The sequence below is a fragment of the Bacillus seohaeanensis genome, from assembly GCF_042684945.1.
Taxonomy (GTDB): domain Bacteria; phylum Bacillota; class Bacilli; order Bacillales; family Bacillaceae_B; genus Rossellomorea; species Rossellomorea seohaeanensis.
Genome location: NZ_JBHUMF010000015.1, coordinates 41,818 through 60,063, shown reverse-complemented (window position 1 = coordinate 60,063; position 18,246 = coordinate 41,818). Strand labels below are relative to the sequence as shown.

Sequence of the window (18,246 nt, the reverse complement as noted above, 5' to 3'; positions counted from 1 at the left end):
GGTACTATTATACTAGTAGATTATTTTATATGGAAAGTAACTAGAATACAATAGCCAATAATTAGATAAAAGAATATTATTTTTTAAAAAAATTACCGGGTGAAAGGAGAGGGTACGAATGAAAGATATCGTAGACAAACGCAAGCGCCCCCTTCAGGATTTGAGAATTTCTGTGACGGATCGCTGTAATTTTCGTTGTACGTATTGTATGCCAAAAGAACTATTTGGGAAAGACCATGTGTTTATGCCAAAGGAACACTTGTTATCATTTGAAGAAATCGAACGACTTGCGAATATTTTTGTGGAACTTGGTGTAAAGAAGATTCGATTAACAGGTGGCGAACCACTTTTGCGCAAGGATATTGACGTACTAATTAATAAATTAACGAAAATAGATGGCTTGAATGATTTAGGGTTAACAACGAATGGTATCCATCTTGTGAAGCAAGCAGAAAATTTGAAGAAAGCTGGACTAAATCGAGTTAATATTAGTTTAGATGCATTGGATGATACTGTATTCAAATCGATAAATGACCGTGGTGTGAATACTTCTTTTGTTTTAAAAGGAATTGATAAAGCGGTTGACGTAGGGATGGAAGTAAAAATAAATATGGTCGTCAAAAAAGGAATGAATGACCAAGAAATTTTACCGATGGCAGGGCTTTTTAAAGAACGTGGAATTACACTCCGATTTATTGAGTTTATGGATGTCGGTCAAACGAACGGTTGGGATTTTTCTCACGTTGTAACAAAGCAAGAGTTATTTGACCTTTTGCAGACAGAACATGTGCTAGAGCCAATTGAGCCAGCGTATTTAGGCGAAGTAGCAAAACGGTATCGCTATAAAGGTACGAATACAGAAGTTGGTTTTATTACTTCTGTTTCGGAGTCATTCTGCTCGAGTTGTACGCGGGGAAGAATCGCAGCAGATGGTCATTTTTATAATTGTCTATTCGCGACAAATGGATTTGATTTAAAAACGTTACTTCGTTCTGGGATGGACGATAACGAACTTAAAGACAAAATTATTGGTAATTGGGAACGAAGAAGTGATCAATATTCAGCGGAAAGAACGGAAGAAACGGTGAAAAACCGTAAAAAAATTGAGATGTCTTATATTGGCGGTTGATCGTTATAAAAAATTATAGGTATCTCAAAAAAGAAGTAGAAGGGAAGACTTGTGGTGAAAGAACGCTATTCACGACAGCAATTATTTAAGCCGATTGGAACTAGCGGGCAGGCGAAAATTTCTGAGCGTCATGTCTTAGTGGTTGGTGCTGGAGCTTTGGGCACGTCGAATGCTGAATCACTGGTGCGTGCAGGTGTTGGGAAAATTACGATTATTGACCGCGATTATGTCGAGTGGAGTAATCTTCAGCGGCAACAATTGTATAGTGAACAAGATGCTTCTGAGGGTTTACCAAAGGCGATTGCTGCAAAAAAACGATTAACTCAAGTGAATTCTAGTGTCGATATACAAGCGGTTGTCATGGATGCGACGAGTGAGTCATTGGCACCACTACTGAAAGATGTTGATGTGGTGGTAGATGCAACCGACAATTTCGATATTCGCCTTATCATAAATGATTTAACGCAAAAACATAACATTCCGTGGGTATATGGCTCATGTGTCAGTAGTACGGGGATGAGCTATACAATTCTTCCGCAGAAGACGCCTTGTTTACAATGCCTTTTGAATGCGGCGCCAATTGCTGGAGCTACTTGTGATACCGCAGGGGTCATTTCCCCGGCCGTTCAAGTTGTTGCTGCATATCAAACAACAGAGGTATTAAAACTTTTAGTAGAAGATTACCAAGCGATTCGTCCATCTTTAGTGACATTTGATTTATGGAATAATCAACATTATACAATGAACGTTGAAAAGGCGAAAAAAGAAAATTGCCCGTCCTGTGGAGTGGCTCCGACCTATCCGCATCTAAGTTATGAATATCAAACGAAAACAGAGGTGCTTTGTGGTCGGGATACCGTCCAAATTCGTCCGAAACATGCAACTGAATCTTTAGATGAATTAGTTGAGAGACTTGCTTCATTCGGTGAGGTAAAACGAAATCCCTATCTTGTATCAGTAATATATGAGTCTTATAGAATTGTCTTTTTTCAAGATGGACGTACGTTTGTGCATGGAACGAATAATATTGAAAAAGCAAAAAGTATTTATTACCGATTAGTCGGGTAAAGGGAACTTCCATCAATGGAGCATTTTTTCTATTGATGGATAGGGGAATCAACCGACGGTACCCGAAGACCGAGAGACTGCCGTCAGTTAATACGGGTAAGGAGTGGAGGTTTTAGGATGCTAGAAAAACGAACACCAATTACAGTAGAAGATGCAGTAGATCGAGTGATGGAGTTTGCTACAAGTGGCAAAACCGAATTCGTTGATATTGAGAAGGCGTTTGGTCGTTTTTTAGGAGAGGATTTGATAGCCGATCATGATGTTCCTTTCTTTAATCGCTCTCCATATGATGGCTTTGCGATTCGAGCGGAAGGTACAACGGGAACTACGAGAGAGAATCCTGTAGTGTTGGAAATTGTCGGTGAAATTGGTGCAGGAAGTGTGCATGAAGAAGAAGTCGGTGTTTTTGAAGCAGTACGAATTATGACCGGTGCACAAATTCCAACAGGCTGTGATGCAGTCGTCATGCTTGAATTAGCGGAGGAGTTTGAGGAAAATGGAAAAAAGTTCATTCGGCTGAAGCGGTCTTATAAATCAGGCGACAATATTTCCTTTAAAGGTGAAGATACGAAAAAAGGTACCGTATTAGCAAAAAAAGGAACATATATTAATCCGGGAATTGCCGCATTGTTGGCGACTTTCGGCTACAAAGATGTACCTGTCAGTGTGAAGCCAACAGTTGGAGTCATTGCGACAGGAAGCGAGTTACTCGAAATTAACGAACCCCTGCAACCAGGAAAAATTCGAAATAGTAATACATACATGATGTTATCGCAAATTGAACGTGCAGGGGCAACACCAATTTATCTTGGACAATTTAGCGATGATCTCGAGCTTTGTTACGGGCAGGTAAAAGAGTCACTAGATAAGGTGGATATCCTTATTACAACAGGTGGAGTGTCGGTAGGTGATTTTGACTATTTACCGGAGATTTATAAAAAATTAGAAGCAACTGTTCTATTTAATAAGATAGGAATGAGACCAGGCAGTGTGACAACTGTTGCCGAGCTAAATGGAAAATTACTATTTGGGCTATCAGGAAATCCTTCTGCTTGCTATGTAGGATTTGAGCTTTTTACACGACCAGTTATTCGGACGTTTTTACAAAGTGTAAATCCTCATTTACGGAAAGAAACAGCTGTTCTTGGAAGTGATTTTCCGAAACCGAATCCATTTACTCGTTTTGTGAGAGGAGCTCTTTCATACGAAGATGGTCAGTTAGTTGCAATTCCGTCTGGATTAGATAAGTCGGGCGTTGTTTCTTCATTAGCAACGGCAGATGTGTTCATCATGCTTCCTGGTGGGACAAGAGGGTTCGAACGAGGAATGAAGGTCGACGTTTTATTGCTGGATGACCAGCAGGGACGTTCTAGAATTTAGGTGGCTTTCCGGTTTTCGCCAATAAATTCATCCGGTCAATGTGTTATTATTTTAAAATAAGGAATGAATCGTTATGAAAAAAGAGTTATTTGAAATAGTCGACGAGCCAATAAAAGTCGAGGAAATTGTAAAAAAGGTTGAGCGAAGAGAAGCGGGGGCAATCACAACGTTCATTGGAACCGTACGGGAGTGGACAAAAGGAAGAAGAACCCTATCTTTAGAGTATCAAGCGTATGCGTCAATGGCAGTGAAAATGCTTGAGCAAATTGGGGGCGAAATTAAAGAGAAATGGCCTACTGCACAAACGGCGATCAGCCACCGAGTCGGGCATCTACAGATATCGGATATCGCTGTTGTTATTGCGGTTTCTTCTCCCCATAGAAAAATAGCGTATGAAGCAAATGAATATGCTATCGAACGAATAAAACAGATTGTGCCAATATGGAAAAAAGAGCATTGGGAAGACGGCGAAACATGGATTGGAGACCAACTAGAACAAACGCAATATCCTGATGGAAAACCATACTAAAAAGGAATGAGATATATGATAAAAGTGTTGTTATTTGCTCACCTTCAAGAAGAGATAGGGAAAACAGAATTGCAGATTGAGTCAGAGAATATGACGGTAGAAGAGTTAAAAGCATGGATAAATAGTCATTACAGCGTATCGCACTTGGACAAAGCAATGACGGCTATTAACGAGCAGTACGCAACCGATGTAGACTCTATTCAAACAGGTGATGTTGTCGCATTTATTCCTCCTGTAAGTGGAGGCTGATGAAGAAAGGAGGAAATGGAGTGCTAAAAAATCATCGAAAGCAATCCCCTCAAAAAGTGAGCTGTAAAATCATTACCGTAAGCGATACAAGGACAGTAGATACAGATAAAAGTGGAAAGCTATTGAAAGAGTTGCTACTACAAGAAGGGCATATAATAGAAGATTATGAGATTGTTGCGGATGAAAAAGACAGAATTAAAGCATCTGTCAAAGCCGGAATAGAGAATCCTTTGATTGATGCCGTTTTGTTAAATGGGGGGACAGGCATTGCGAAGCGCGATGTCACAATTGAAACGATTCAGCCATTATTAGATAAAGAATTAGTGGGATTTGGGGAAATCTTTCGTTATTTAAGCTACGAGCTAGATATTGGTTCAGCGGCTATCCTTTCCCGGGCAATCGCAGGAGTTTCTGATACTACTGTCATTTTTTCAATGCCAGGCTCTACTGGGGCAGTAAGATTAGCGATGGAGAAACTTATTATCCCAGAGCTTGGGCATATTGTGATGGAAATGAAAAAAGATTTGTAGAAAAGGTGGTAGCGTCTTATTTAAAGGTGACTTTTGGGAAACTTATCTAGGGTGTAATTCAAACTTTCAGGAGCTTCTAGAAGCTCCTGAAAGTCTTAGTCGCTGACACTAAAAAGGAATGGTCGTATGAAAAAAAGTTTGATACTCACACTTTGTATGTTTTTACTCGTATTAAGTGGTTGTCAAAGCAAGCAAACAGAATCAAACGAGTCGGAGACATTAACGGTTTCGGCAGCTGCAAGCTTAAAAGATAGTGTTCTAGATTTAAAGAAACAATTGGAGAAAGACTATCCTGATATTCAAGTAACATTCAACTTTGGCAGTACAGGAGCATTACGGAGACAGATAGAACAAGGAGCACCGATTGATGTTTTTTTATCGGCTTCTCGAGAAGATTATGAAGAATTAGTCCATAAGGAATTAATTGCTCGTAATGAAGGAAATGTTTTTTTGACGAATGAATTGGTTGTTATTTCGCAAAAGCAAGCAAGGTTGAATTCAATTGAGGATCTTCTTTCAACGAATAAAAAGGTTGCAGTAGGGACACCTGATGTTGTGCCAGCTGGAACCTATGCAAAAGAAGCGTTAGAAAATATGGAAGTATGGGATGCTTTGCAACAGCAATTTATTTTTGCGAAGGATGTTCGCCACGTACTAACATTAGTAGAAGAAGGGGCAGTAGAGGCAGGTATTGTGTATAAAAGTGATTTATCGAGTGCAGGTGATTCGGTGAAAATTTTACAAGAAATTAACCCTGCTAAACATTCGAAAATTGAATATTACGCGTCGATTATCTCTACTAGTAAACATAGCAAGGAAGCGAAAATTTTTTATGATTATATAACAAGTCCTAGCAACCAATCTATTTTTGAAAACTATGGATTTACTAGCAGCAACTGATTATAGACAGAAGGTGGTTTGAATGATTGAATCGTTTTGGTTTCCTGTTAGGCTATCGTTAGTAGTAGCTATGATTGCAACGATAGGAACCTTTGTACTAGCCGTATTTTTATCCTATCAATTTAATAAAAAAGCATTTCCAGGCAAAACGGTAGTGGAAACATTATTCGTTTTGCCGCTTGTTTTGCCACCTTCCGTTTTAGGATTTTTATTGTTAATTGTTTTCGGTATGAACAGTCCGATTGGACGAGGAATTGAAAATGTTTTTGGTCAATCGATTATGTTTACACAGTTTGCGGCAGTACTTGCGGCGGCTGTGGTGGCTTTTCCACTAATGTATCAATCTGCAAAAGCGGGTTTTTCTTCGATTGATTTGGATATTGAAGCGGCAGCAAGGGTGGACGGTGCATCAGAATGGATGGTGTTTACAAAAATAAACATTCCGCTCGCGTGGCGTTCGCTTATGACAGGGGTCATACTAAGTTTCACGAGAGCATTAGGAGAGTTTGGGGCAACCCTTATGTTTGCAGGAAATATTCCTGGAAAAACGCAAACAATCTCGACTGCTATTTATGTCGCACTCGAATCTGGTGATACGGAACTTGCGTGGAAATATGTATTTATTAGTATTGCTCTTTCCTTTTTATTTCTTATCGTAATTAATCGAGTGAATCGAAATTAAAAAGGGAACCCTATACGCAGTGAGGTTCCCTTAAAGGTCGTTATCCTCTTTTAAAATCTCCGTTTTTCCCACCGGTTTTTTCCATTAAATAGGTAGGACCAATTACCATTCCTTTATCGACAGACTTGCACATATCATACACAGTTAGTGCAGTTGCGGATGCAGACGTTAAAGCTTCCATTTCAACACCAGTACTTCCTTTTGTCTTTACCTCGACTTGGATATGTAATTCGTACTCATTCTCCTCAAGCGTATCCCACTCGAAGCTAATATTAACACCGCTAATTGGGATTGGATGGCACATTGGAATAATATTCGCTGTTTGTTTTGCTGCCATCACTCCTGCCACTTGGGCAACGGCAAGGACATCTCCCTTGGCAAAATCATGTTGAATAATCTTCTGATACGTTTCTTCATTAACCTTAATACTAGAGCATGCAAGGGCTTTTCGATCAGTCACCTGTTTGTCCGTAATATCAACCATCTTTGCTCGTCCTTGCTCATTAAAATGTGTGAACTCTCCCAACATAATCACCTCAAAAATTTAGCTTTTCCTCTATTATAACGAAGTAGAACAAATAGTCATGTGAATTCGGTCACATTGTACAGATTAATCAGTGATATACTAAAAAATGACGTTACTAGGAGTGATTACATGAATCTACCGTTTTCAATTATACAAGTTGTTGGCTATAAAAATAGTGGCAAAACGACATTAGCATGTGAACTAATTGAATCTGCTAGGAAAGCAGGGTGGAAAGTAGCCTCATGCAAACATCATGGTCATGGAGGGAAACCAACACAAGTTGAGCAAACTGATAGTGCACGTCACTGGCAGGCGGGGGCAGTTGTCTCTGGTGTAGAAGGGGATGGTGTGCTGCAGTTAGCGATTCAACAAGAAAATTGGACGCTAGAAAAAATCCTTGCGTTCTATTCTCTTGTAGATATAGATTTATTAGTTTTAGAAGGGTTTAAAAACGAGAATTATCCAAAGATTGTCCTTCTGAGGGATGAGCAGGACCTTCCATTGCTAGAGAACTTGCAAAATATTATTGCGGTTATTGCTCCTTTTGACATACATACGAAAGAACAATTTGCATTTTTTCCAAGACAACGTCAAGACTTAGTGGTGCAGTGGTTCTTGAAACAATATTGCTAAGGGAGAAAGGGATTTCCTCTTTTATGAAGAAATAAATAGAAGGTATATTCTTTGAGGAACCCTGTGGTGAGACTCGGGAGCTACCTTCCTGCTAGTTTTACAGTTGAAACTTTACCAGCTTCATAAACGTATAATAGAAAAGCAGATTTTTTAAAGCGAGGAGGGAGAAGAATGACGGGGCTAGTAGCAGTTATCATGATATTTTCGATTCCTATTATTGCAATCGTGACAGGCCATTTTCAGACACAGTCGAAGTTGAAGCACAAAATGATTCAAGATGAATTGGAACTTGAGAAACTAAAACATGAAAACTATCGGGTAGAAACGGAAAGAATGCGACTTGAATTGGAAAAGATGCAACTAGAGAATTCAAAAGACCGCACGAAGATACTTTGATGGAGTGTCTTCGCTTTACGGAAATGAATACAGCAGTATAAATAACTGCATTTGCTATCATTCAGAATAGGGCAATTTTTCATTAAGAAGAATTGCTTTTGTTTTGTAAATAAAAGTTAAAACAATTAGTTGTCCGAACACAAATGCATAAAAAACTGCCTGATTATTTCAATTAGCAAACTCGTAACAAATTTTTCTGTAATTGATGTATAATAAAGTGTAGTGAATAAACGCGATATCTTCAACAAGGATTGTTTGTCTGCAATAGTGAATCGTCACCAACTCTCACTAGTAGGTGGAAATTAGATTGCTGAGGGGAGACAAGCAATTCAGCAGAAATAGGAATATCCTTTATGATCTCTAGCTAGAACTAGACAAGCATAAAAGAGCCTAATTATATTAATAAAGTGTTGAAGAAGCAGTTTATTGCACTAAAATTGTAGATTCAAAGTTGAAAGTGAGTGTTCAATATGGGACGTAAATGGAACAATATTAAAGAAAAAAAAGCGTCAAAAGATGCAAATACTAGTCGTATATATGCAAAATTCGGACGTGAAATTTATGTAGCGGCAAAACAAGGGGAACCAGATCCTGAATCAAATCAGGCTTTAAAAGTCGTACTTGAACGTGCGAAAACGTATAATGTACCGAAAGCAATCATTGACCGTGCGATTGAAAAAGCGAAAGGTGGTTCAGAAGAAAACTATGACGAACTTCGTTATGAAGGCTTCGGACCAAACGGATCAATGGTTATCGTAGATGCACTAACAAATAACGTAAACCGTACTGCATCGGAAGTGCGCGCTGCTTTTGGTAAAAACGGTGGTAACATGGGGGTTAGTGGATCAGTAGCCTATATGTTTGATGCCACAGCTGTTTTTGGTGTTGAAGGAAAAACAGAGGAAGAAGTGCTAGAACTATTAATGGAAGCAGATGTCGATGCACGAGATATTTTAGCAGAAGAGGAAGCAGTTATTGTATATGCTGAACCAGACCAATTCCATGCCGTGCAAGAAGCATTCAAAAGCGCTGGGATAACAGAATTTACCGTTGCAGAACTAACAATGCTTGCACAAAATGACGTAACACTTCCAGAAGATGCACAAGAACAATTTGAAAAAATGATTGATGCTATAGAAGACCTAGAAGACGTTCAACAAGTGTATCACAATGTAGATTTAGGTGAGTAATAGACAAATGCTCTGATAAGCAAATGGCGCCCGGACCAATGAGGATGCCATTTGACCTCGAGGGGATAAGCAGACATGAAAGCAGACCTTTGGTATGTACAAGGTCTGCTTATTTCATTGTTAAGGAAATCTGGTTAAAGCAAAATTTTTCTATATTCTAATAAAGAGGGTTAGAATGATGGACGAATCAAAACCCGAGTTCCAATTGGAATCGTGTTTGCCAGTTCTTCTACATCTGAATTATACATTCGTATACAACCTCTTGAAACTGCTTTTCCGATGGAAGAAGGGGTATTTGTACCATGAATTCCATAATGTTTTTTAGAAAGAGACATCCACATTGTTCCAAAAGGTCCACCCGGATTGGGAGCTTTATTAATTACGACAAAGTCGCCGACGGGTGTTTGATGGAGAACCCTTCCCACAGCAATTGGATATGTTTTTACAGGAGTGCTGTTCTTCATAAGTGTTAATGTTCTATTGGAAGTCGAGACGTGGATGGAATAAGGAATTTGGTCAGGGTTAGGGAGACCAGGAATAGTAATCGCTTGCCCAACATAAATCATGTTGGGATTACCGATTTGGTTGGCTTGAACGATGGATGAAAACGGTACACGGTAATCTTCTGAAATTGACCATAACGTTTCATTAGGCTTGACAATATGCTGGTACATAAAAACCTCCAAAAGTTTTCATTTTGATTACTATATGTGGTTTTTTTGTAATTGACCAATAAGAAGTATGCTTTTTTGAAGAAATCAGGGCAAAATACTAATAAATTAAGATTTTCCAGTATAAATGGGTTGCTACATTGGAATACATTAAGTAGTATAGAACAGTAGAAAAAGGTAAAGTTTCGAAATGAGGGTTTTAAATGGAAAAGAAATCCATATATGGATTAACACTAGATCAACTTACATCATGGTTAGTTGAGAATGGACAGAAAAAGTTTCGTGCCGCTCAAATTTGGGATTGGCTATATAAAAAGAGAGTAACAGATTTTTCGCAAATGAAAAATTTAAACGAAAGTTGTATTGAATTATTAAAAGAAAATTATTTCATACAAACACTAGAGCAGGAAATTAAACAGGAATCAAAAGATGGAACAATTAAATTTTTATTTAAACTTCAAGATGGGAATTTAATTGAAACAGTATTAATGCGATTTAATTATGGTTTATCTGTTTGTGTGACAACGCAAGTCGGTTGTAATATTGGCTGTACGTTTTGTGCAAGTGGGTTACTGAAAAAAAATCGTGATTTATCAAGCGGAGAAATTGTTGAACAGATTATGAATGTTCAACATCATCTTGATGAAGTAGGAAAAGGTGAGCGAGTTAGCCATATTGTTGTGATGGGAATTGGAGAACCGTTTGATAATTATGATAACATGATGGATTTCTTCCGCGTGGTAAATGATCAAAAAGGTCTTTCCATTGGAGCAAGACATATCACGGTATCGACAAGTGGTCTAGCAAACAAAATTTATGATTTTGCTGATGAAAATATTCAAATTAACTTAGCGGTGTCATTACACGCACCAAATAACGAACTTAGAACGCAAATTATGAAAATAAATAGAGCGTATCCACTGGAAAAATTAATGCCGGCGATTGATTATTATTTAGAAAAAACCAATCGCAGAATTACGTTTGAGTACATCTTACTTCGGGATGTTAATGATCATAAGGAAGAAGCACTGCAACTAGCGAAGTTGCTAAAAGATAAACGCCATTTATCCTATGTCAACTTAATCCCGTATAATCCTGTTGATGAGCATAATCAGTACCAACGAAGCACAAAAGAGTCAATTGTGAAGTTTTATGAAACATTGCTCAACCATGGCATTAACTGTGGTGTCCGTGTAGAGCAAGGTTCAGATATCGACGCTGCATGTGGCCAGCTACGAAGTAAACAAATTAAAAAAGATAAAGCTCGTTCCTAAAAATAAATACAACTACGGTGAAGAGCACATGGACTTTAGGAAAAGTCTATGTGCTTTTTAATTTCTTAATGTTAGCATGAAGATAAAGGCAATCAGGATACTTGGGGGTGTAGAATGGAGAGGATGGAACTTAGTTTTAAAAATAGAAGGGTGAGAATGTGGTTTCTTGTGATGGTCCCAGCGCTACTTATTGCAATTCTTTTGTTTATAATCCTTTCAAGTGATTATCATTTCGTTCCTACTGTGATTCCTATCGTGGCGATGGTTGCTTATTGGGTGTGGAGCGTCTTAGAAAAATATAAAAGTAAGAAAACAAGTTAGATGCGGGGCTTGTAAGGCACGTTGCTGCATCGGATAAACTGTACTTACGAAAGGTGTATGGAAGTAAAATCCATGCGTTTTTTGTATAGGCTCTTTTCTCAGAGATTGTTATTCTGATTTATAAACTTTGCCCGTTAATTTCCGCTACGGGCACTAGATGCGAGTCTCTGAGAAAAGCGGAAGTGGCTTGCTCAACTCGTGAAGAAAATAGGAAAAATCCCCAAAGGAGCTTTTTGCCTTTTGGGGATTATATCTTTTTCACAGCGAGCTAGACATCGGCTTCTCCTGTGGGGCCTTCTCACTTTCCTCTCTTCTCACAGGAGTCAAGCGCCCTCCGCTCCAATAAGCTCAGTTTGTTAAACTTAGCTTGTAGTTGAAAAGCAATAGACTTTACTAAAACAACCTTTGTATAAGTATTAATTATGTTAAGAGAAAGGAAGTAGAAGCCTTATAGATGTTAAAACAGAAATAGATTGGCGCATTGATTATTTGTTTGAGAATTTGTGGTTAGGCGACAATCGAAGAGTTTCTTCTATTTAAAGTAATCGTAAATATAGAAAGAAAAAAATTCCATTATATGTTAGCATTAAAAAGAGATATCTATATATAATGCGGAGGAAATAAAATTGACATTAGTCGGAATTGCAATTTTACTCATTCTATTTTTTTCAACTAGTATTATTGAAAAAACATTAAAGTCAATAGAAAAGCAGAATGATCGTGTGATTGAACTATTGGAAGAAATTCGGGACAAAAAGTAGATTGATGGAGAAAAAGAAGGTGGGCATGAAATAATGAACAATTGGTGGTACGGTTTTTATTTTTTAGTACTAGGCATTATTGCTTTTTTTACAAGGGAATTTGTCACATTTATTATGCTAGGCTTCATTTTACTAAGTTTGAATAACATTAATGCAACATTAAAGAAAATCTATCAAGTGAACAAAGAGAAGGAGAAAAATGTTGGGTTAAATGAAAAAAGCTAAAACGCTCCTTTGCGTTTTAGCTTTTGATTAAGACAATATTTTCGTTTCTCTTTTACATATATCGTGGAAACAAAATATTATTTTCTAAATGAATATGTTGGAACGTATCTTCCTCTAGAAATTCTAATCGATTATAAACAAGTTCAAATGTACGGCAAGCACCTTCTGGTAATGTAAAATCACTTGTAAGTTCTCTAATTTCTTTTATAATATTACCACTGCGGTCATGCTCCGCTTCTAATTCGATAATGATATTTTTCAGTCTTTCTGCATCCATACCTTGTTTCGATTCAAAAGATAGGATCGCAGGGAAAGAAATTTCTTCTTCCTTATTCGTATGTTCTAGCAACTCTGCTGTTAGCTCAATAAATAGTTCATGAACCCGTTTCATAAATGGGTGTGCGTCTCCATGGACAAGCATTACTTTTTTAACATATGGCAATAGCATACTTAACTCTTCCCGAAGGAAGGCGTGATGTTTAGTAATAATATGATCAATTATTTTGTTTGAATCTTTTTCTCTCCAATCAATTGCATCATCGTTTGCGTAATTATTCTCATATAACTCATTTAATTGCTCAACAATCTGAGCATCTTGTAATTTTCTTTCACGAACCACCTCACCAAGTGGGCGATTCCCTCCACAGCAAAAATCTATTTTATTTTTCTTGAAAAAATCACTTGCTTTCGGAAATTCTGTTACGATCTCACCAACTATAGACATTTCATTAAATTTTGTAGTCATTACTGCACCTCCTATTAGTAGAGTAAATCATTCTATCCTTCGTTTTGTTGATGTATGTCACATTCTTCATTATTTTTTTGTAACCGGTGAGAATAGGTGCTAAGTACTCCATAAGAAAACGTCAAATTTAGGTGCATTAGTTTTAATAGTAGAATGTGCGTATGTGAATGTTGGCTAGCAATACTCAGGAACAGATGGATAGGCAGTTGTAATAAGATACTATCGTCTACTGCCTTCGTTTTAAAAATACGGGAAAATGTTTCATTTTTGTGGTAATTAGGGATAACCTCTCCTTCTGACCATTGAGCTACAACCCAAGAATTATGTGATTTCTGAACATCTAGCAATTCCACTTTTCCCTTTAACATGATAAATATTGATTCTGGAAGAAGGATGTCCCTTAACTCCTCGTCATGATTTACTTTCAGTAGGTTCCCTTTTTTGGTCAATTGCGCCACAATATCCAATCGTAGGTCTTCAAAGAGTGAGAGTCTTTTTAACTGAAAGATATAATCATAGCTATTCATATGATTTCCACCTTTTTATCATTCAAAATCGAAGAGTGATAGAAAAAGTTCACTCAGAAGAAGCCGCTAGTCGCTACAATAAAACAACGTGAGACTACTTCGAGTTCCTTTTTTTATAAACTCTAATGGATTTGAATAATATCTTTAGTTTTCTTCTATCTTACTCGTTTCTGTTTCACACTTCTGTGACACTTTTCACACCGAGAATATGAGAAAAGTCACATCTAGAGGGTCTATTAGCTGCTATGATAGGCGTTAGAGAGAGGTGGAGAGACATGAAGATTTTATTACCTAAGCAGCACGGAGCGTGGGCAATGCTTCTTATACCATTTTTACTTGGAATGCTTGGAGGAGAAGCTACTATTTTTCATCTTCCCTTCCTTTTTGGTTGGCTTTTTCTTTATCTAGCTACAGTTCCAATCTTTATGTTATTAAAAAAGAAGAAAATAGCCCTTCATAAAAAATGGTCAATCATATATATTTCGCTTGCACTTGTTTTCCTCGTTTTCCCATTGTACGAAGAGTGGAGATTACTATTTTTTAGTTTTGCGATGATTCCGTTTTTCCTTATTAACGTATACTTCACGAAGAGGAAGAAGGAGCGGGCTTTCCTTAATGATGTCTCCGCGATTATCATTTTTGGAATCGGTGGGTTGGCGAGTTATTTTTTAGGTAGCGGCACACTTGATGGCACGGCTTGGCTTATTTTTATCTATTCCTTTTTCTTCTTTTTAGGTAGCACGTTTTATGTGAAATCCATGATTCGGGAGAAGAAAAATCAAACATTTAAATGGTATTCATGGGGATACCACATAGGTTTAGTTGTGATGGTTTTCGTGTTTGGACATATGTGGCTAACGCTTGCTTATGTACCAAGTCTCATTCGAGCAATCGGATTGTATGGGAAACCGTTGCCGATTATGAAGTTGGGTATACTAGAGATAGGAAATAGTTTTATTTTCTTTATGACAATGATCATGTATTTAACTGTTTTCTAGTAAAGCTACCATTATTGATTGGAAGAGGAATAGGGCATTTGGAGGCAATCGATTGGCGCAAAAAACAGGAATGCAGACTTGACATTCCTGTTTTAAACTTAGAGGCTTTTTTCTCATAGATTGTTGTTTTTCCTTATAGATTCAGCCCGTTGATTTCCGCTCCAATCAACCCAGTGGCGGAAACGTAAGTTAATCAATGTTACAAATTTCAATTGGACAGTTTTCACAACCAATTTCCATTCGTAAAAAATCAATTTTGTGGATGATAATTTTTCCTGTGTCGTTAAGGGAGATGACCTTCTGTTTTTTTAGGTCACTGAGCATTCTGTTCACACTTTCACGTGCAGATGCGACAAAATTGGCTAACTCCTGGTTCGTTAGCACGATATCGATTAACAAACCGTCATCCTGCTTTACTCCATAGCTATTCGATAAACGAATTAAGGTGGAATAAAGGGCACCTTTTTTCCCGTTTAACAAAAGGTCGCGAATTTTTGACTGTGTTTTGCGAAGATGAACGCTCATCCACTTCATGTATTCAAATGTTAAGGCATTATTATAAGCCAACTCTTGTTCAAGAGTCGTTTTATTTATCGTGATAATGTCACAATCATCAAGAGCAAGAGCGCTTAGCATGTACTTCGATTCATCAGAAAATAAGGTAAGTTCACCGACAAGATCATCCTTCTTACATATTCGAAGTGATAACTCTTTGCCATCTGGTGTCAGTTTCCCGATTTGGATAAGACCAGACTGAACTAAGTAAATTTCTTTTGCATCCATTCCTTCTTGGAAAAGATACGTGTTTTTTCTTATCTTCCGTTTCCTTCCAATCGAGATAAGTAATTGACGTAGGTTATCAGACATTAATTTAGTATCATTATTATAAGCTTTCGCTAGCATGGCGTAACACTCCTTCAGGCAAAATGAAGTATCTATAAAAACCAAGTAAAAAAATTTCCGTTCGTTTTTTAGTACTTATTGCTTAAAAAATACCAAACTGCTGATGTAAGAAGTGTGATATACATCACAGTTCACAAATATATCATATTTGGAAGTCGAAGCTTTTTTATTAGGATAGACCATTATTTTCTTAAGATGGAAAGGGTAGGAGTAACTCTGGGTGAGGGGGGCATCCGAATGAAAAAAGGAGAGGATCGTTTTGAAAAGAGAAGAAATAATAGGAGTTATTTTAGCTGGTGGACAATCTAGACGGTTTGGACAACCCAAAGCGTTTGCCAAAAGACGAGGTGTGCCTTTTTACCAGTATTCAATAGAAGCGTTAAAGCCTTTTACCTCAAAGCTTGTCGTGGTGACCAATGAAGATGTACAAAACCAATTTCACGTAGACAACTCTTTGACATTGATTCAAGATGATCTCAGCTTTAAAGGAAAGGGACCACTAGCGGGAATCTATTCCGCAATGAAGGAATTTCAAGCGGAGTGGTATATCGTTTTACCTATAGATGTACCTTTTATAAATAATCATGTCATCGAACAATTGATTGCTAATATGGATAATGGGGTAGAAGCTGTTGTTCCGGTTATGGAAGGGAGAAAGCAGCCACTCATCGCTGCCTATCATTATAGTATACAAAATAAAATTCAAGATATCCTTCAACAAGGGGATCTGTCGCTACATAGCTTATTGCAACGAATAAACTGCCTATATGTATCGGACATAGGCAATAGCCAAAGCTTTATTAATATTAATCGACCAGAAGATTATCGATTGTATATAGCAAGTCAGGAATAAATAAAACCGAAAAAAAGCTGAAGAAAAACCTTCAGCTTTCTTTTACAATATTGATATTTTTTATTTTTGAATCTGTAATATCGCTAAAGAATCCTACGTAATTTTTTACTTCTCCAACATCATTTCGTACTTCACTTATCGTCAGTAACTCAGGGTAAACTTCACCGTTTTTACGTTTATTCCAGATTTCTCCTTGCCAGTATCCCTCTTGTTGAATATTGCTCCACATAGCTTCGTAAAATGTTTTGTTATGGTGACCAGACTGCAACATATTTGGACGTTTTCCAATCACTTCTTCTAGTGAATAGCCAGTCACTCTAGAAAAAGCAGGATTCACTTTCTGAATGACACCGTCTTTATTCGTTACCATCATTCCTTGCGCTGTACTTTCAATAAGCTTGCTCTCTAAGCTCAGCTTATCTTGATAATACATCCAAACGACGAGCACAAAGCTAACAAGTGCAAATTCGGAAAGTGCCATAAATCCAATTGCATAATGACCCGTAAGACTAAATACTGTCGTTAATACAAGAGGAGGGAAGAATCCACCTAAACCACCCATCGCGGAAACAATTCCATTCACAATCCCTGCTTGTTTAGCAAAATAAAGCGGAACTAATTTAAACACGGTTCCATTTCCAATCCCAGCACATAAAGCAACCGTTAATGTTCCAATCGTATACAATTGAATCGTGGGAGAGAACGATAATAAAACGCCTGAAAATGTAAGTCCTAAAAATACAAGCATTAAAATCATAAATGGGTTAAATTTATCTCCTAACCAGCCGCCAACAGGACGTAAAAACGTAGCCAATGCAATAAAGCCAGCTGTTCGTAAACCAGCATCAACTGGATCTAATCCGAAATGATTGACGAGGAAATTTGGTAAATAAATGGTGAAAGCAACAAACGAACCAAATGTGAGAAAGTAGAATATGCTTAGAAACCATAATGTTTGATTTCGATAAACACTTTTAATTTGGCTGATCATTGATACATGCACTTTCTTTTCTGTACGATCTCCAAGAATAAAATTCACTACCGCAAATACAAGTAATAGCACTAAATAAATGCGAACAGTAGTTACCCAGCCAAGGGAAGCAGCTAGTATTGGTGCTGCAAATGTAGAGATGGCTGTTCCAATATTACCAGCACCGTAAATCCCGTTGACTAATCCGTGTTTTTCTTTTGGATAATATTTCGGTAGGGAAGTAACTCCGATGGAGAAAGTCGCTCCACCAATACCTAAAAATAACCCGCCAATAATTAAATCACTTAAGGAATCGGCAATACTGATAAAAAATACAGGGAATAACAAGGCAAGAAAACTAATGATAAAGATTGTTCTTGCACCAAACCGGTTTGTATAAAAACCGATTGGAACTCGTAACAGCGATCCTAAAATAACGGGAATAGCAGTTACAAGGGAAACTTGTGAATTAGTAAGGGCGATGTCCTCTCGAATATTAGGCATTAACGAGGATAGTAAAACCCAAACCATAAAACCAACAACTAAACTACCTGTTTGAAGAGATAATTGTACTTTCTGTCTCCCCATTTCTTTTTCTCCTTTCAATATAGAAAATAGGTTATTTTTTATTACGAGCATTTCATATCAGCATCTTAGCAAACAGAGCATGTATAGGATGTGAAGTTTGTCACATAGACGAATCCTATACTTCCTTCTCCTAAAATTAAAATAGACTTCAAATTCAGACATATGAGGATAGCCCATAGTTGTTTTTTAAAAATTATC

23 protein-coding genes are annotated in these 18,246 nt (G+C 37.5%); 17 read left to right on the top strand and 6 right to left on the bottom strand.

Annotated elements, in window-relative coordinates; genetic code table 11:
- Positions 1-118 precede the first annotated feature (118 nt).
- The 8 genes from moaA (at position 119) to modB (ending at position 6,467) form a co-directional block, all read left to right on the top strand.
- Positions 119-1,129 carry a GTP 3',8-cyclase MoaA gene (gene moaA, locus ACFSUL_RS06345; RefSeq protein WP_377933720.1) on the top strand — a complete coding sequence of 337 codons (1,011 nt, stop codon included), beginning with the start codon at positions 119-121 and terminating at the stop codon, positions 1,127-1,129.
- 54 nt (positions 1,130-1,183) lie between these two features.
- Positions 1,184-2,197 (top strand): MoeB/ThiF family adenylyltransferase, encoded by a 1,014-nt coding sequence (locus ACFSUL_RS06340; RefSeq protein ID WP_377934195.1) that lies wholly within the window; start codon positions 1,184-1,186, stop codon positions 2,195-2,197.
- A gap of 117 nt (positions 2,198-2,314) precedes the next feature.
- Positions 2,315-3,577, top strand: coding sequence for a molybdopterin molybdotransferase MoeA (locus ACFSUL_RS06335; RefSeq protein WP_377933718.1), 1,263 nt, complete (start codon positions 2,315-2,317; stop codon positions 3,575-3,577).
- A gap of 73 nt (positions 3,578-3,650) precedes the next feature.
- Positions 3,651-4,106 (top strand): molybdenum cofactor biosynthesis protein MoaE, encoded by a 456-nt coding sequence (locus ACFSUL_RS06330; RefSeq protein ID WP_377933716.1) that lies wholly within the window; start codon positions 3,651-3,653, stop codon positions 4,104-4,106.
- 15 nt (positions 4,107-4,121) lie between these two features.
- Positions 4,122-4,355: a molybdopterin converting factor subunit 1 gene (moaD, locus tag ACFSUL_RS06325; RefSeq protein WP_377933714.1), complete on the top strand. Its 234-nt coding sequence runs from the start codon at positions 4,122-4,124 to the stop codon at positions 4,353-4,355.
- Positions 4,356-4,375: 20 nt separating this feature from the next.
- The gene (locus ACFSUL_RS06320) at positions 4,376-4,885 is read left to right on the top strand and encodes a MogA/MoaB family molybdenum cofactor biosynthesis protein (protein ID WP_377933712.1); all 510 of its coding nucleotides are present in this window, start codon (positions 4,376-4,378) and stop codon (positions 4,883-4,885) included.
- Between the two features lie 126 nt (positions 4,886-5,011).
- A complete protein-coding gene (modA, locus tag ACFSUL_RS06315) occupies positions 5,012-5,785 on the top strand; it encodes a molybdate ABC transporter substrate-binding protein (protein ID WP_377933710.1) in 774 nt (257 codons plus the stop codon).
- A gap of 22 nt (positions 5,786-5,807) precedes the next feature.
- A complete protein-coding gene (gene modB / locus ACFSUL_RS06310; protein WP_377933709.1) occupies positions 5,808-6,467 on the top strand; it encodes a molybdate ABC transporter permease subunit in 660 nt (219 codons plus the stop codon).
- Between the two features lie 40 nt (positions 6,468-6,507).
- Here the strand turns inward: modB and moaC are convergent, their stop codons facing one another.
- Positions 6,508-6,993: a cyclic pyranopterin monophosphate synthase MoaC gene (gene moaC, locus ACFSUL_RS06305; protein WP_377933707.1), complete on the bottom strand. Its 486-nt coding sequence runs from the start codon at positions 6,991-6,993 to the stop codon at positions 6,508-6,510.
- A 129-nt stretch (positions 6,994-7,122) separates the two neighbouring features.
- On the opposite strand from moaC, the gene mobB reads away from it, so the two are divergent.
- From mobB to ACFSUL_RS06290, 3 genes are all read left to right on the top strand, one after another.
- Positions 7,123-7,626 (top strand): molybdopterin-guanine dinucleotide biosynthesis protein B, encoded by a 504-nt coding sequence (mobB, locus tag ACFSUL_RS06300; RefSeq protein ID WP_377933705.1) that lies wholly within the window; start codon positions 7,123-7,125, stop codon positions 7,624-7,626.
- A gap of 171 nt (positions 7,627-7,797) precedes the next feature.
- Positions 7,798-8,022 (top strand): hypothetical protein, encoded by a 225-nt coding sequence (locus ACFSUL_RS06295; protein ID WP_377933703.1) that lies wholly within the window; start codon positions 7,798-7,800, stop codon positions 8,020-8,022.
- 470 nt (positions 8,023-8,492) lie between these two features.
- Entirely contained in the window at positions 8,493-9,212 is a 720-nt protein-coding gene (locus ACFSUL_RS06290) for a YebC/PmpR family DNA-binding transcriptional regulator (protein WP_071411779.1), read from the top strand.
- 170 nt (positions 9,213-9,382) lie between these two features.
- Here ACFSUL_RS06290 and ACFSUL_RS06285 read toward each other — a convergent pair whose 3' ends face one another.
- A complete protein-coding gene (locus ACFSUL_RS06285; protein WP_377933701.1) occupies positions 9,383-9,886 on the bottom strand; it encodes a L,D-transpeptidase family protein in 504 nt (167 codons plus the stop codon).
- A gap of 200 nt (positions 9,887-10,086) precedes the next feature.
- On the opposite strand from ACFSUL_RS06285, the gene rlmN reads away from it, so the two are divergent.
- From rlmN to ACFSUL_RS06265, 4 genes are all read left to right on the top strand, one after another.
- Positions 10,087-11,157, top strand: coding sequence for a 23S rRNA (adenine(2503)-C(2))-methyltransferase RlmN (gene rlmN / locus ACFSUL_RS06280; protein WP_071411782.1), 1,071 nt, complete (start codon positions 10,087-10,089; stop codon positions 11,155-11,157).
- A gap of 114 nt (positions 11,158-11,271) precedes the next feature.
- Complete coding sequence (locus tag ACFSUL_RS06275) at positions 11,272-11,478, top strand: hypothetical protein (protein ID WP_377933699.1); 207 nt, start codon at positions 11,272-11,274, stop codon at positions 11,476-11,478.
- 626 nt (positions 11,479-12,104) lie between these two features.
- Positions 12,105-12,239, top strand: coding sequence for a hypothetical protein (locus tag ACFSUL_RS06270; RefSeq protein ID WP_377933697.1), 135 nt, complete (start codon positions 12,105-12,107; stop codon positions 12,237-12,239).
- A 33-nt stretch (positions 12,240-12,272) separates the two neighbouring features.
- Complete coding sequence (locus tag ACFSUL_RS06265) at positions 12,273-12,464, top strand: hypothetical protein (protein ID WP_071411784.1); 192 nt, start codon at positions 12,273-12,275, stop codon at positions 12,462-12,464.
- A gap of 52 nt (positions 12,465-12,516) precedes the next feature.
- Here ACFSUL_RS06265 and ric read toward each other — a convergent pair whose 3' ends face one another.
- Positions 12,517-13,209 (bottom strand): iron-sulfur cluster repair di-iron protein, encoded by a 693-nt coding sequence (ric, locus tag ACFSUL_RS06260; protein WP_071411785.1) that lies wholly within the window; start codon positions 13,207-13,209, stop codon positions 12,517-12,519.
- 32 nt (positions 13,210-13,241) lie between these two features.
- Complete coding sequence (locus tag ACFSUL_RS06255; RefSeq protein ID WP_071411786.1) at positions 13,242-13,736, bottom strand: hypothetical protein; 495 nt, start codon at positions 13,734-13,736, stop codon at positions 13,242-13,244.
- 275 nt (positions 13,737-14,011) lie between these two features.
- Here ACFSUL_RS06255 and ACFSUL_RS06250 point away from each other — a divergent pair, with 275 nt between their 5' ends.
- Positions 14,012-14,734 (top strand): YwiC-like family protein, encoded by a 723-nt coding sequence (locus tag ACFSUL_RS06250; RefSeq protein WP_377933694.1) that lies wholly within the window; start codon positions 14,012-14,014, stop codon positions 14,732-14,734.
- Positions 14,735-14,923: 189 nt separating this feature from the next.
- Here ACFSUL_RS06250 and ACFSUL_RS06245 read toward each other — a convergent pair whose 3' ends face one another.
- The gene (locus ACFSUL_RS06245) at positions 14,924-15,637 is read right to left on the bottom strand and encodes a Crp/Fnr family transcriptional regulator (RefSeq protein WP_071411788.1); all 714 of its coding nucleotides are present in this window, start codon (positions 15,635-15,637) and stop codon (positions 14,924-14,926) included.
- A gap of 259 nt (positions 15,638-15,896) precedes the next feature.
- On the opposite strand from ACFSUL_RS06245, the gene mobA reads away from it, so the two are divergent.
- Entirely contained in the window at positions 15,897-16,490 is a 594-nt protein-coding gene (mobA, locus tag ACFSUL_RS06240; protein WP_377933691.1) for a molybdenum cofactor guanylyltransferase, read from the top strand.
- A gap of 31 nt (positions 16,491-16,521) precedes the next feature.
- On the opposite strand, the gene ACFSUL_RS06235 is transcribed toward mobA, so the two are convergent.
- Entirely contained in the window at positions 16,522-18,048 is a 1,527-nt protein-coding gene (locus ACFSUL_RS06235; protein ID WP_071411790.1) for a nitrate/nitrite transporter, read from the bottom strand.
- Positions 18,049-18,246 lie beyond the last annotated feature (198 nt).